10 protein-coding genes are annotated in these 13,548 nt (G+C 45.6%); 7 read left to right on the top strand and 3 right to left on the bottom strand.

Features of this window, described 5'->3' with window-relative positions:
- The first annotated feature begins 41 nt into the window (after positions 1-41).
- Complete coding sequence (gene fbaA / locus GSQ66_RS03800; RefSeq protein ID WP_162426245.1) at positions 42-1,112, top strand: class II fructose-bisphosphate aldolase; 1,071 nt, start codon at positions 42-44, stop codon at positions 1,110-1,112.
- A gap of 238 nt (positions 1,113-1,350) precedes the next feature.
- Here fbaA and otsB read toward each other — a convergent pair whose 3' ends face one another.
- Together otsB and GSQ66_RS03790 are read right to left on the bottom strand one after the other, a co-directional pair.
- The gene (otsB, locus tag GSQ66_RS03795) at positions 1,351-2,184 is read right to left on the bottom strand and encodes a trehalose-phosphatase (RefSeq protein ID WP_162426244.1); all 834 of its coding nucleotides are present in this window, start codon (positions 2,182-2,184) and stop codon (positions 1,351-1,353) included.
- 349 nt (positions 2,185-2,533) lie between these two features.
- Entirely contained in the window at positions 2,534-2,719 is a 186-nt protein-coding gene (locus GSQ66_RS03790; RefSeq protein ID WP_162426243.1) for a hypothetical protein, read from the bottom strand.
- 195 nt (positions 2,720-2,914) lie between these two features.
- Here GSQ66_RS03790 and pgi point away from each other — a divergent pair, with 195 nt between their 5' ends.
- Positions 2,915-4,564 (top strand): glucose-6-phosphate isomerase, encoded by a 1,650-nt coding sequence (pgi, locus tag GSQ66_RS03785; RefSeq protein WP_162426242.1) that lies wholly within the window; start codon positions 2,915-2,917, stop codon positions 4,562-4,564.
- Between the two features lie 9 nt (positions 4,565-4,573).
- Positions 4,574-6,154: a hypothetical protein gene (locus GSQ66_RS03780; protein ID WP_162426241.1), complete on the top strand. Its 1,581-nt coding sequence runs from the start codon at positions 4,574-4,576 to the stop codon at positions 6,152-6,154.
- A 498-nt stretch (positions 6,155-6,652) separates the two neighbouring features.
- Here the strand turns inward: GSQ66_RS03780 and GSQ66_RS03775 are convergent, their stop codons facing one another.
- A complete protein-coding gene (locus tag GSQ66_RS03775) occupies positions 6,653-7,717 on the bottom strand; it encodes a DNA topoisomerase IB (protein ID WP_162426240.1) in 1,065 nt (354 codons plus the stop codon).
- Positions 7,718-7,844: 127 nt separating this feature from the next.
- On the opposite strand from GSQ66_RS03775, the gene GSQ66_RS03770 reads away from it, so the two are divergent.
- The 4 genes from GSQ66_RS03770 to GSQ66_RS03755 all read left to right on the top strand — a co-directional run bounded on the left by GSQ66_RS03770 (position 7,845) and on the right by GSQ66_RS03755 (position 13,379).
- Entirely contained in the window at positions 7,845-8,249 is a 405-nt protein-coding gene (locus tag GSQ66_RS03770) for a hypothetical protein (RefSeq protein WP_162426239.1), read from the top strand.
- An 83-nt stretch (positions 8,250-8,332) separates the two neighbouring features.
- Positions 8,333-11,182, top strand: coding sequence for a M16 family metallopeptidase (locus tag GSQ66_RS03765; RefSeq protein ID WP_162426238.1), 2,850 nt, complete (start codon positions 8,333-8,335; stop codon positions 11,180-11,182).
- 184 nt (positions 11,183-11,366) lie between these two features.
- A complete protein-coding gene (locus GSQ66_RS03760; RefSeq protein WP_162426237.1) occupies positions 11,367-12,188 on the top strand; it encodes a M48 family metalloprotease in 822 nt (273 codons plus the stop codon).
- A 48-nt stretch (positions 12,189-12,236) separates the two neighbouring features.
- On the top strand, positions 12,237-13,379 hold the full coding sequence (locus GSQ66_RS03755) for an App1 family protein (RefSeq protein WP_162426236.1): 1,143 nt from the start codon (positions 12,237-12,239) through the stop codon (positions 13,377-13,379).
- Positions 13,380-13,548: the final 169 nt, after the last annotated feature.

Below are 13,548 nucleotides of genomic sequence, written 5' to 3'. Positions count from 1 at the left end.
TTGATTCAGAGCAAGATCTCCCTTTTAAATACTTAGAACTCATGGAAAAAAGATTCAGACCAGGTGTTTTGTTTGGCGATGAGGTAAACGAATTATTCCGTTATGCCAACGAAAATAAGTTTGCCTTGCCGGCGGTTAATGTGATCGGCACAAATTCGGTAAACGCGGTTCTGGAAACGGCCAAAGCGGTAAACTCACCGGTTATTATACAATTCTCGCATGGCGGTGCCCAGTTCTTTGCCGGTAAAGGGTTAGATAATGACAACCAGAAAGCTGCCATTGCCGGCGCTGTTTCTGGAGCGCAACACGTGCACCTTCTGGCCGAAGCATACGGTGTTCCGGTAATCCTACACACCGACCACGCAGCAAAAAAACTGCTTCCGTGGATAGATGGCCTCCTGGATGCCGGTGAAAAATATTATGCACAAAATGGCAAGCCACTCTATAGTTCGCACATGCTCGACCTGTCGGAAGAAGAGATAAAAGAGAACGTAGAAACCTGCGCCAGCTACCTGCAGCGTATGGATAAAATTGGAATGACGGTAGAAATTGAGTTAGGCGTAACAGGCGGCGAAGAAGATGGCGTGGACAATACAGGCGTGGACAGCTCACGTTTATATACCCAACCCGAAGAAGTGGCATATGCTTACGAAGAACTGAAAAAAATAAGTAATCGCTTTACCATTGCTGCGGCTTTTGGTAATGTACATGGCGTGTATAAGCCGGGAAACGTAGAGCTTCGTCCTGAGATTCTGAAAAACTCACAGCATTATATCCAACAGAAATACAGCACAGGTACTAACCCTGTAAACTTTGTTTTCCATGGTGGCTCCGGCTCCGAGAAAGCTAAAATTTCGGAGGCCATTGGCTATGGTGTTATCAAGATGAACATTGATACGGATATGCAGTGGGCATTCTGGGACGGCGTGAAGAATTACTACGAAGGCAAAAAAGATTACCTGCAGGCACAGCTTGGCAACCCAGAAGGCAAGGACGCTCCAAATAAGAAATATTACGACCCGAGAGTCTGGCTGCGAAAAGGTGAAGAGAATTTCATTGCCCGTCTCAAAGAGGCTTTCGAAGACCTGAATTGCTTGAACAGAAACGTTTAGAAACTATACTTTAGTAAAGAAGCTGTTTAGAGTTTCCTCCTATAGCATTACCACCTGCCATTGTTGGTGTTTTCACCAACAACTATACTTTTACCAACAAGTACTCACTGGTGAAAACACGCAGCAAGGGCATCTTACATCAATTTCCCGAAAACTCTAAACAGGTTCAGAATAAAAAGGCGAGGCTTCGGCTTCACCTTTTTTATTTAATTGGCAGCACTATTGTTACAAACTATAGTTAAGCTTCCTGATCACTTTTTACCAGTTCTGTCAGTTTCTGCAGAAAAACCTTTACCTCTTCCACATCTTGTAAACTATAGCTGGCAGCGGTTTTATTTTCGTGGGCGCCAACCAATATTCCTACTCCAATTTCCTGTAGCGAGGCAAAAGCATCTTCATCCGTAATATCATCACCGATATAGATCGGCACTACTTCTGGCTTGTTCAGGTGTAAGGTATCCAACAACCATAGCACTGCTTCACCCTTATGCCAGGCAAGGTTTGGCTTTAGTTCGTAAATCTTTTTACCCAGCCCTTTCTTTAACTGCGGAAAACGGCTCAAAACGGCATCAACGACCTGCTCAACTATAGTTACCTGTTCGTCGGCAACATTTCTGAAATGCACGGCAATAGCGTACCGCTTTCGCTCCACTAAAGCACCATGCACTTCTTTCAATTCATCTTTCAGTATTTTATCTACTGCATCCAGGATGGGCAAAATTTCGGCTGCTCCTCCCGGTTCAGAGTGCATACCATCCGGACCAGAAATATCGAAACCATGGGAGCCTGCATAATAAAGGTTATCCAATTGTACCAGTTGCTGTACATTTTGCCGGTCGCGGCCGCTAACTATAGCTACCGGGCAAACCGCTGCCAGTTTTGCCAAAACATCCCGCATATCAGGACTCAGCACTGCCATTTCGGGTTGTTTAACAATGGGCGTCAGGCAGCCGTCGTAGTCCAGAAAAACAGCCGGTTTTTTATTTTCTAGTAGTTTACTCAGATGGTTACTAACAGAGGGTAGTTCAGATGCTTCGCGTTTCTGTATTTCTGTGCGAGAAATATTTGTCATAGTTTATTTGGAAGATAAGAGAACCCGGATGATCAGGTAAGGATCTTGTTGTTTAAATACTCCAGCTTTGGTAGTTCTATCTATAGTCAGGTCCAGTGCCAATCATGTTGAATGGTTCTCATATACTACCATTTTAACTTCTGTGCGGTTACAGAAAAGCATAGGACTTAGGTTCCAGGTTTATCTTTCTTAGCGCATCATACTACTGCTAGTTGGCCATGAAAGATAAACCTGGAACTATTACTCCGGCTTCATTTATAACTTGGTGCAGACTATAGCTCAGTAAAATCTAATCTCCCCAACTATAGTAAAACTCAAAAGCTGCTGTGACTAAAGTTAAACTATGGTTCTAGGGAATACCCTCTGTGCGCTCATGCGGCGGAATATCAGGGCCTTGTTCAGGTCTTGTGTTACTATGGGCTCCCCCAACACCATGCGCTTTTGGTTGTGGCGGAAGACGTTGTCCTTCATCTTCCCGCAGGGTTTGTTTTTTACCTGAGTTTCCGGTCTTATTGTTTTTCTCGTTTTGTTTCATAGCTTTTTAGTTTCTTGTTCTTAGTTTTATGCACTAACATTACTTGTCATATCTATTCTCATACGGTACTTTGCAACAACGGTAAACTATACGGCCCTGTTCTGTAAATTAAACCTTGGCTTTAATCGTAACTTATAGTATAAAAACAGAGTAGTTGAGCCAAGTGTTTAACAGCTCACTGACACCTCATTTTCTATGCTTAAAAATATATCACCCGTTACTACCAATGCCTGGCAAAAACTGCAGGCGCACTACAGCCATATTAAACCTCAAACACTCCGCGATCTTTTTTCAAATGACCCTGAACGTTACCAGAAATTATCGCTGAAGTTCGAGGACTTTCTGTTTGACCTGTCTAAGAACAGGATAACTGACGAAACGCTGGAGCTATTGGTAAACCTGGCAGAAGAAATGGAGTTATCAGCTGCCATTGAGAGCATGTTTAACGGAGAGAAGATAAACGTGACCGAGGACCGCGCGGTGCTACATACAGCTTTACGAAACTTCAGTGATACTGAGCTCCTGCTGGACGGTGAAAACATTCTGGAGGATGTGCGCCAGGTGCAGCAGCAAATGAAGACTTTCTGTGACAATATCCATAATGGTACACTGAAAGGCTTTACCGGCAAAACATTCAGGCACATTGTGAATATCGGTATTGGCGGTTCGCACCTTGGGCCTCAGATGGTTTGCGAAGCTTTAAAAAGCTACCAGCAGCCTGACCTGGAAGTACATTTTATTTCGAATGTAGATGGCACCGATGCAGCCGAAGTACTGAAAAAACTGGACCCGGAAACCACGCTTTTCATCATCGCCTCTAAGACATTTACCACCAAAGAAACTATAAGTAACGCCCACACAGCCCGCAACTGGTTCCTGGAACATGCAAAAGACCAGGCACACGTGAGCAAACACTTTGTGGCACTTTCTACCAACACTGCAGAGGTCGAAAAATTTGGAATTGCACCTGAAAACATTTTCCGTTTCTGGGATTGGGTAGGCGGCCGATTCTCGTTGTGGTCTGCTATTGGGTTATCTATTGCCTGTGCTGTTGGGTATAACCGTTTCGAGGAATTGTTGCGTGGTGCCGAAGTCATGGACAAACATTTCAGACAGACCCCTTTACGACAAAATGTGCCTGTGTTGATGGCCATGCTGAGCATCTGGTATACGAACTTCTTTAATTGCCAGACGCATGCCATTCTACCTTATGACCAGTACATGCGCCTGCTTCCGGAGTTTTTGCAACAGCTTTTAATGGAAAGTAATGGCAAAAGCACTGACCGTAATGGCGAACAAGTAACTTATCAAACGCAGCCTGTCATCTGGGGAGCAGCAGGTACCAATAGCCAGCATTCTTTCTTCCAGCTCATACACCAGGGTACCATACTTATACCGTGTGATTTTATTGCAGCAGCGGTAAGCAACAACCCTGTAGGCGAGCACCAGGCATTACTCATGTCAAACTATTTTGCCCAGACCGAAGCCCTGATGCGCGGCAAGAACAAGGAAGAAGTAAGAGCCGAACTGGAGCAGAAAAACATGAATTCAGAAGACCTGGAGAACCTGTTGCCGCACAAGCTTTTCAAAGGAAATAAACCAACGACAAGCATCATGCTGCGCCAGCTAACACCGTATAACCTGGGCGCTTTGCTGGCCATGTACGAGCATAAAACCTTTGTGCAGGGCGTTATCTGGAACATCTATAGTTTCGATCAGTGGGGTGTGGAACTGGGCAAGCAACTGGCTACCAGCATAGAGAAAGAACTGCTCAGCGATAAGCAGGCAGAACACGACGCATCAACCACAAACCTGATACAATACTACAAACAGTACAGTAACTAAGCAGCAGGCATGCACCTCCGGATTAAGCAGCTGGCAACTATAGTTTCGCTTGGATTTTTACTGAGCGGATGCGCCGATGATGACTTTTTCCAGGAGGATGCACGCATTGCCAGAGCTGCTCCTGCTGACAGCGTTTGGGTAACAGCAGGGCGGCATTATAAGCGTGGCTTGCTACACCGTTTTTTCTGGGGAGAGCATTACCGCGAACTATGGTCAGAGCCAGTAAAAGTGCCTGTTTTTGATATGAAAAAAATACAGGGCGGACTCACCTTTTCTGAAAAAGGTGGTGGCTACCAGAGCCTGAGTTTTGAGCTGGTAGATTCGCTTGGCAGGAAGTATGCGTTGCGCTCAATCGATAAAGATCCCGTTGAAGTACTCTACGATTTCTGGAAACCCACATTTGTAACCAACATTCTCCGAGACCAGACTTCCGCAGCCAACCCGTATGGTGCTCTGATCATTCCTAAACTGGCCGAAGCAGCAGGTGTTTACCACACAAACCCTAAACTATACTATGTAGCTAAAAATGACTCCAGTTTTGGACAATACAGCCACCTGGCACAGGGCAAGCTCTTCCTGTTGGAAGAAAAATACAAATCAGTTGCAGATAGAAAACCACATATGCACCATGTGGCTGGTTTTGATGATTCGGAAGATGTATTGAAACTTCGCTTTAATACCAACACACACCACTTTAAACAGGAAGCGTTTGCCCGGGCACGCCTGCTGGATCTGTTAGTGGGTGACTGGGACCGGCACAAAGGCCAATGGGACTGGGCTATAGTGAAGCAGGGACCTGAAATCTTTTTCGAGCCTATTCCGAAAGACCGCGACCAGGTTTTTCTGAAGATGGATGACGGCGTTGTTCCCTTTATTGCGACCAGTAAATTTTTAGCCCGCAAACTGCAGACGTTCAACCATAAATTTACGGATGTAAAAGCGCTGACTATAAATGCCACATTTATAGACGAACGGCTTCTGAACGAACTTACTGCAGACGACTGGCAACGCATCGCCGGAGAAGTGCAACAGGACCTAACTGATAAAGTGATTGAAGAAGCAGTTGAAGATCTGCCTCCCCCTGTCTACAAACTTATAGGGAAAGAAATAACTGATAAGCTGAAAAACCGGCGGAATATGTTACCTGAAGCTGCTCAGAAAATGTATGAAATTCTGGCCAGGGAAGTAACTATAGCCGGCTCTGATATGGAAGAAGAATTTATAGTAAAACGGCTGGATGATACCAGTACCGAAGTAACTATAAACCGGCCTCAGACAACTATGGCGCCTGAACGCCAACTATACCACCGCGTATTTTATACCTCAGAAACCAAGCTCATCACATTACACGGACTCGCCGGAGAAGATACAATTATAGTGGAAGGCAATGTAAACGATGCGATTCCGGTAAAAATTTACGGCGGCCTTGGGGAAGATGAGATCACAGACAGATCTACTGTAAAAGGCAGGAAAAAAATGACAGAGATCTATGATACTGAACGCGGCAATGAAATTGATTTCGGAACCGAAGCAAAAGACCGCACCACCCGTGACGTACGGGTCCACGCATACGACCGGGAAGGAAACTGATGCTGCGGAGCAGCAAGGTTGAGAGTTGGGAAGTTAGAAAGTTGAATTTCTCCCTCGCTCGCGTCCCGCGAGTGTGAGCTTTTAAGTGGAATCTGGCCGCGCCACCTTAAAACCATAGTTTAGAATAAAATAACGGTTTTACCGGATGCTCTTTCGGATTTCTTAGTCCGAAAGCACTCTGCCGGGGATTTCCTAATCCCCAAATTGCGGGCAACGCGGATTAGGAAATCCGCTTCAGGTATAGTTCCGGACAAAGATGTCCGGAACAGCGAAAAAGATCAAAAGAAGAGAGCCTATAGTTTGACTATAGGCTCTCTTCTTTTAAGCAAAGCCAGTTGCAAACTGGCTGCCAATCCTAACCACAAGTTACGCTGCAGCTAAACTTGCGGTATGAAACGTCAACTATAGCTTAACGCGGCCAGAATTCGCTTGTATCTTATACTCGCAGGACGCGAGCGAGGGCACTAATTAGATGTTCAAAAAATAAATTACAATTCCCTATCGCACTTTCTGCAGCATTTTAAGCACTAATTCTTCTGTACCAGAGAGGTATTCACTTTTGGATTTACTAGCATCGTGAGTACGCAGGTAGTTCAGTAATTTATCTTCTCTGAACAGGTTTACTACTTCTGGATGGATGTAATATTTACTGCACACGCTGGGCGTGTTTCCAAGGCCTTTGGCTACATCTTTTACAGCTTCCTTAATAGCTTTTTCCTTCTCTAATTCCGGGTTTACTTCCAGAACGTTTTCCAGACATTTTACCATGCGCACCGAGCCGCCCCAGGTTCGAATGTCTTTAGCTGTAAACGGTTGGGCTGTGGCTTCGCGCAGGTACTCATTCACGTCTCCGGATTCCAAAACCTGTCGTTCGCCATTCTCGTCGTAATACTGGAACAGATCATACCCAGGAATATCCTTGCACTTTTTTACAAGCTGTGCCAGCCGGCGGTCTTTCAGGTCAATGTCATGCTCCACTCCTTTCTTGCCCCGGAACGTAAATTTCACCTGGCTTCCGTTTATCTTCACATGGCGGTCGCGCATGGTGGTAAGCCCATAAGAGTCGTTGGATTTAGCATACTGCCTGTTCCCTATCCGGATCATAGCGTTGTCCATAATAGCCAAAACCAGGGCAGTTACTTTTCTGCGGTCCAGGTGTTTTGATTGGATGTCTTTTTTGATTTGCTCGCGCAGTTTGGGCAACGCTTTTCCGAACGAAAGCATTCTGCCAAACTTGGTGTTGTTACGGGCTTTTTGCCACTCCGGGTGGTAGAGGTATTGTTTGCGCCCTTTGGCATCCCGGCCGGTCGCCTGCAAATGTCCTTTAGCCAGCGGGCAGATCCAGACATCGGTCCAGGCTGGTGGTATTACGAGTTTATTAATTCGTTCCAGTACCTTCTCATCGGTAATTCGCTCGCCTTTGGCGTTTAGGAACTGGTATCCTTTGCCTGCTTTTTTCCGGGTTATGCCCGATTTTTCATCGCTTGTATATCGCAATCCTGCTTTTTCAGCCGACTTGGCCGGGTCACCGTGCAGCTCGTGTATCTCGTTCTTCTTTGCCATCAATCGTTCATTACCTGCACTTCATACTATAGTTAAATCTAAAAGTTGTAGCAGTTAACTATAGTTTATGCTATACTTTGCGCTACAGCTGTTAATTTGCAGACGCTAACTATAATCTTTACCAACCATGCATAAAAATATATCTTACCTGTATGCTTTTTACGGTGCTTTCCTGATCGGGTGTGGCGCAGTAGCTGTTGACATTGCCGGCGAGCAAGCCAATACGGCGCTTATAACAGGGGGCATAGGCGGATTTATAGCCCTCACGGCGGGCCATTTTTTAAAGCGCGGCAAACGCTGGGCCTTTATAGTTGGTGCCGCTGAAGCCGGTTTGCTAACCTTACTGCTGGGCTGGCGCGCAGGCACTTACTTTATCCGGTTGCTGAACATGGTGCAGGAAAGCGGAAACGCAACTACCACAGAAACAGCAGGTATGGCTTTTCTGCTAACTACCGCCATGCTTATCATCTCGCTTTTAACCCTCACGGTTTCAGTCATGTTTGCCAAACAGGTATTGGTCGATACAAAGTAGGCATTGGTCTAGTTTGCTGTAGCAGATTAAACCTGAAATACCTATATTAGTCAAAGCTAATAATCACAAATTAATCTAACTATATGCTACAGAAAATTGGCTTGAGCATTGTTCTGACAGCCAGCGTTATAGGCGCTGCCGATGCACAAACTAAGCTCGTAGAAAAAGTAACCAAAAAAGGCGACGAGCTGGTTATTCCTTACGAGAAGTATAAACTATCCAACGGTCTTACCCTGATCGTGCACGAAGACCACTCTGACCCTGTGGTACATGTGGATGTTACCTACCACGTCGGCTCGGCCCGCGAAGAAGTTGGAAAATCCGGCTTTGCGCACTTTTTTGAGCATATGATGTTCCAGGGCTCTGATAACGTAGCCGATGAAGAACACTTCAAGATCGTTTCGGATGCTGGTGGTACGCTGAACGGTACAACCAACCGCGACAGAACTAACTACTTCGAAACGGTACCAAGCAACCAGTTAGAGACAGCGCTTTGGCTGGAAGCTGATCGCATGGGCTTTCTGCTGGATGCTGTTACCCAGAAGAAATTTGAAGTACAGCGCGAAACTGTAAAGAACGAGCGTGGCCAGAACTACGATAACCGCCCGTACGGTTTAGTATATGAACTGACTTCTAAAAACCTTTACGACTACGGTCACCCTTACTCCTGGACAACGATAGGTTACCTGGAAGACCTGAACCGTGTAAACGTAAACGACCTGAAGAACTTCTTCCTTAGATGGTACGGCCCGAACAACGCAACTATAACTGTAGGTGGCGATGTAAAACCTGCCGATGTAGTAAAGCTGGTTGAGAAATATTTTGGTTCAATTCCTGCCGGCCCAGCTGTTGAGGATATGAAGCCAATGGTAGCTAAACTGGAGAAAGACCGTTACATTTCTTACGAAGATAACGTGCGTTTCCCGATGCTGCGCATGACGTTCCCTACGCCTGAGTCAGGTCACAAAGACGAGGCTGCGCTGGATGTTTTAGCTGAGATCATCGGACAGGGTAAAAACTCTATCTTCTATAAAAACATGGTAAAAGAGCAGAAAGCATTACAGGCCTCTGCTTCTAATTCTACCTCTGAGTTAGCCGGTGAGTTTGGTATTACTGTGATGGCATTCCCGAACAATAACCTGGCAGCTTCTGAAGCACTTGTACGCAAATCAATTGCTGAGTTCGAAACCCGTGGTGTTACTGAAGATGACCTGCAGCGTTACAAAGCTTCAGCAGAATCAAGCCTGATCAACCGACTGGCGAGCGTGAGCGGTAAAGTATCGCAGCTGGCATCTTTCGAGACGTTTGAGAATAACCCGAACTATATCCAGGAAGCGCTGCGCCGCATTCAGGCTGTTACCAAAGAAGATGTAAACCGCGTTTATAACCAGTACATTAAAGGTAAACCAGCCGTAATTCTGAGCGTAGTGCCTAAAGGTAAATCAGACCTTATCGCAAAAGCAGACAACTATACCGTTGATACCAAAAAATCGGTAGCAATGGCCCAGGAGTACGGTAACCTGAAGTATACAAAAGCGGTTGACTCTTTTGACAGAACCAAGCGCCCTACTGCAGGCCAGGCAACTGCCGTTACGGTTCCTAACTACTATACTACCAAGTTCAAGAACGGACTGGAAGTAATCGGTACTAAATCTGATGAGATCCCGACGGTAACGCTACAGTTAACGATACAGGGCGGTCACAGACTATCTGCTACAAACCCGGGTAAAGCTGGTATCGCGTCGCTTACAGCTTCCATGCTGAACGAGGACACCGAGAACTATACCTCAGAAGAATTCAGCAGCGAGCTTGACAAACTGGGTAGCTCTATCCGTATAGGTTCAGGTTCTGAAGATACTTACGTTATTGTTCAGTCCCTGAAGAAAAACCTGGATAAGACACTTGCGCTGTTAGAAGAGCGTATGTTCCGTCCGAAGTTTGCGCAGGATGATTTCGATCGTCTGAAGAAGCAGCAATTGGAAGGTATAGCTAACCAGTCTACACAGCCAACAGCAATTGCTAACAATGTATACTATAAACTGCTTTACGGCGAAGGTCACATCGAGGCTATCTCTACTTCTGGTACTGCTGAAACAGTAAACAGCATCACGCTGGACGATGTGAAGCAGTTCTACAAAGCAAGCTTCTCTCCTTCTGTTTCTAATTTGGTTGTGGTGGGCGATATATCAGAAAAAGATATACTTGGCAAACTTGACTTCCTTAAAAAGTGGGAAAAGAAAAAGGTAACTATGCCTGCTGATGTAAAAGCACCTGCTATTGCTAAAACAAAGATTTACTTTGTAGATAAGCCAGGCGCAGCACAATCTGAGATCCGTATTGGTTACGTAGCTATGCCTTACGATGCAACCGGCGAATACTATAAAACAAACCTGATGAACTTTGCTTTGGGTGGAGCCTTTAACAGCCGCATCAACCTTAACCTGCGCGAAGATAAAGGGTATACGTATGGTGCTCGTTCAAATTATGCAGGCACCAAATATGCAGGTCCGTTCACTGCAATGGCAGGTGTGCGTGCCGACGCAACTGCCGCTTCAGTTGTTGAATTCATGAAGGAGATCAACGATTTCAGAACTAAAGGAATTACAGAAGCAGAGCTACAGTTCATGAAGAACTCTATCGGCCAGTCTGATGCCCGTAAGTATGAAACACCAGGTCAGAAAGCCGGCTTCCTGGGTCGTATCATTGAATATGATCTGAAGAAGGATTACGTGAACAAGCAGACTTCTATCCTGAACAATATTACCAAGAAAGAGATAGATGCTTTAGCATCGAAGCACCTGCCTGCCGACAATATGCACATTGTAGTTGTTGGTGACAAAAAAACAGTAATGGCAGAACTTCAGAAACTGAATTACGAAATAGTTGAGCTTGATGCCAATGGTAACCCGGTAGGGACATCATCCGTAAAATAAGCCATACTACACACTGGAAAGCCCCTGATAACCTCAGGGGCTTTTTTTTGCACTATAGTTTAGGTGCCCTACTATATTTTTTTGCAACCTCTTACACTAGCGTATGCGTAAAGGGGCTACGTCTGCGTTTTTAAGGCACAGACTTTGTAGTGCGTTTGCACTATATACAACAAACATATTATACATGAAGCTTAAAAAATCTTTACTTACCCTTGGCCTGGCTATTGCCAGTACCTTTACCCTTTATAGTTGCGGCGACGATGGTGTTGTGCTGTTCTCGATTGAAGACGATGTAAACCTGGGTAACCAGGTAGCTCACCAGGTAGATTCTACTTACAAAGCGCAAGGCAAATTACTTGAACGAAACGCCGCTAACCAGCAGGCATATACCTACATGGACCGCATTGTGAACCGTGTTCTGAATTCAGGTGAAGTACAGTACCGCCAGGAATTTACATGGGATGTGAAAATTATTAAAGACGATGAGCAACTTAACGCTTTTGCCACTCCGGGCGGACATATCTATGTATTTACAGGCCTGATAAAATACCTGAGCGAAGAAGACCATTTTGCCGGTGTAATCGCCCACGAAATTGCTCACGCTGATCATCGCCATAGTGTAAAGCAACTGCAGCGCCAGTATGGCATAAACCTGTTGCTTTCAATCGCTCTTGGTAATAACCCTAGTGCATTAAAAGAGATTGCAGGTCAGCTTTCGGGTACGCTGGCAGGCTTAAAATTTAGCCGCGATGCCGAAACAGAAGCAGATAATTATTCTGTAGAATACCTGGGTGGCACCAAGTATTATGCTTGCGACGGAGCAGCCGGGTTCTTTATAAAGATGAACGAAGAAGCAGCGCAGGGCACGCCTCCCGAATTCCTGAGCACACACCCGAACCCAGAAAACCGCGTAGAGAACATTCAGCAGAAAGCAAAAGATGAAGGCTGCAGCGTAACCTCTGGTCCTGATAACGATTTTACAGCATTAAAAAATGCCCTGAAATAATAACCCAAAAGCCTGCAGACACCTGCAGGCTTTTTTATACTCCTGACTATGAAGAATCTGAAACAAACTGGCGCCAAAGCCATTCTGAAAGCAGAAGAAAAAGTGGACATGCTTACGTTTAAATTAAAGCGTAAGCTGAACATGATGCAGGAGCTGCAGATAGTACCTTACCGCAGCTACGGCACTCCAACCAGGCTGTATGTAAAAGGCCGCGTACTGAAAGATAAAGGAATCCGCCACTCCGAAGAGAATGATACGCTCTGGGAAAACCTGCTGAACATGTACCGCCGGTTCGAAACCGATGAAGTACCTAATGCACGCGTGCAGCTTTGCCTGAACAACCAGTTCCATGAGATTACCACGGATGCGGAAGGTTACTTTGTACTGAACCTGGAACCTAAAACACCACTCGAATTACAGGATATCTGGCACACCATAGAACTAAAGCTAATTGATGCTCCTGTTGAACTGACAGAAGAAGTAAAAGCCACGGCCTTTGTGCTGGTGCCTCCGCCTGATGCCGAATATGGTGTAATTTCTGATATAGACGATACGATCATGCGTACAGGTGCGACCAGCCTGCTCGAGAGTGGCCGAAATGTATTGCTGAATAACGCGCATACCCGCATCCCGTTTCATGGGGTCTCGCAGTTCTACAAATCGCTGCAGTTGGGCCGGAATGGCAAGCGCAACAATCCGTTCTTTTATGTAAGCAGCAGCCCGTGGAATAACTACGATCTGCTTTACCATTTCCTGGAGCTGAACGAAATACCGCAAGGCCCGCTCCTGCTTCGCGACTTCGGCTTTGATGAAGATAAACTGGGTCATTCCGACCACATGAGCCATAAGTACAAAGAGATCGAGAACATCCTCATCACCTACCCCGAACTGGACTTTATACTTATTGGCGATAGCGGGCAGCAGGATGCAGCCATCTACAGCGAAGTAGTAAAGAACCATCCGGGCCGTATCATGGCCATTTACATTCGTGACGTGAACATTGAAAAACATACCCGTAAGGTAATCGGCATTGTCGATGAGCTTAAAAAAGGCGGAGGAGATGTTGAAATGTTGCTGGTAAAGGAAACTACCGAAGCTGCAGAGCATGCTGCCAGCAAAGGCTTTATTTTTGTTGAAGAAGTTAAAGAGGTGGAGAAAGAAGTTAAAGTAGACGCCGCCGGAGATAAATAAATTTTTGGTATAAATCTATAGTTGAAAGCCGGTAACTTATAAAGCTATAGTTTACCGGCTTTTGCTATAGTTGGCCTTCTCCCTAAATTTACCTCTGCTCCGTTCGTTTAATCTTAAAGAACAGTGCAGAAGACTTCCGTCACGAGAGTTATGAGAACTGCCTTCTCAA

It is taken from the genome of Pontibacter pudoricolor, assembly GCF_010092985.1.
GTDB lineage: Bacteria > Bacteroidota > Bacteroidia > Cytophagales > Hymenobacteraceae > Pontibacter > Pontibacter pudoricolor.
The sequence above is the reverse complement of the archived record's forward strand: the minus strand, read 5'-3'. Positions and strand labels throughout refer to the sequence as shown.

Coding starts and splice junctions, on each gene's coding strand:
- fbaA (WP_162426245.1), top strand. CDS start 42: ATGGAAAAAAGATTCAGACCAGGTGTTTTGTTTGGCGATGAGGTAAAC.
- otsB (WP_162426244.1), bottom strand. CDS start 2,184: ATGACAAATATTTCTCGCACAGAAATACAGAAACGCGAAGCATCTGAA.
- GSQ66_RS03790 (WP_162426243.1), bottom strand. CDS start 2,719: ATGAAACAAAACGAGAAAAACAATAAGACCGGAAACTCAGGTAAAAAA.
- pgi (WP_162426242.1), top strand. CDS start 2,915: ATGCTTAAAAATATATCACCCGTTACTACCAATGCCTGGCAAAAACTG.
- GSQ66_RS03780 (WP_162426241.1), top strand. CDS start 4,574: ATGCACCTCCGGATTAAGCAGCTGGCAACTATAGTTTCGCTTGGATTT.
- GSQ66_RS03775 (WP_162426240.1), bottom strand. CDS start 7,717: ATGGCAAAGAAGAACGAGATACACGAGCTGCACGGTGACCCGGCCAAG.
- GSQ66_RS03770 (WP_162426239.1), top strand. CDS start 7,845: ATGCATAAAAATATATCTTACCTGTATGCTTTTTACGGTGCTTTCCTG.
- GSQ66_RS03765 (WP_162426238.1), top strand. CDS start 8,333: ATGCTACAGAAAATTGGCTTGAGCATTGTTCTGACAGCCAGCGTTATA.
- GSQ66_RS03760 (WP_162426237.1), top strand. CDS start 11,367: ATGAAGCTTAAAAAATCTTTACTTACCCTTGGCCTGGCTATTGCCAGT.
- GSQ66_RS03755 (WP_162426236.1), top strand. CDS start 12,237: ATGAAGAATCTGAAACAAACTGGCGCCAAAGCCATTCTGAAAGCAGAA.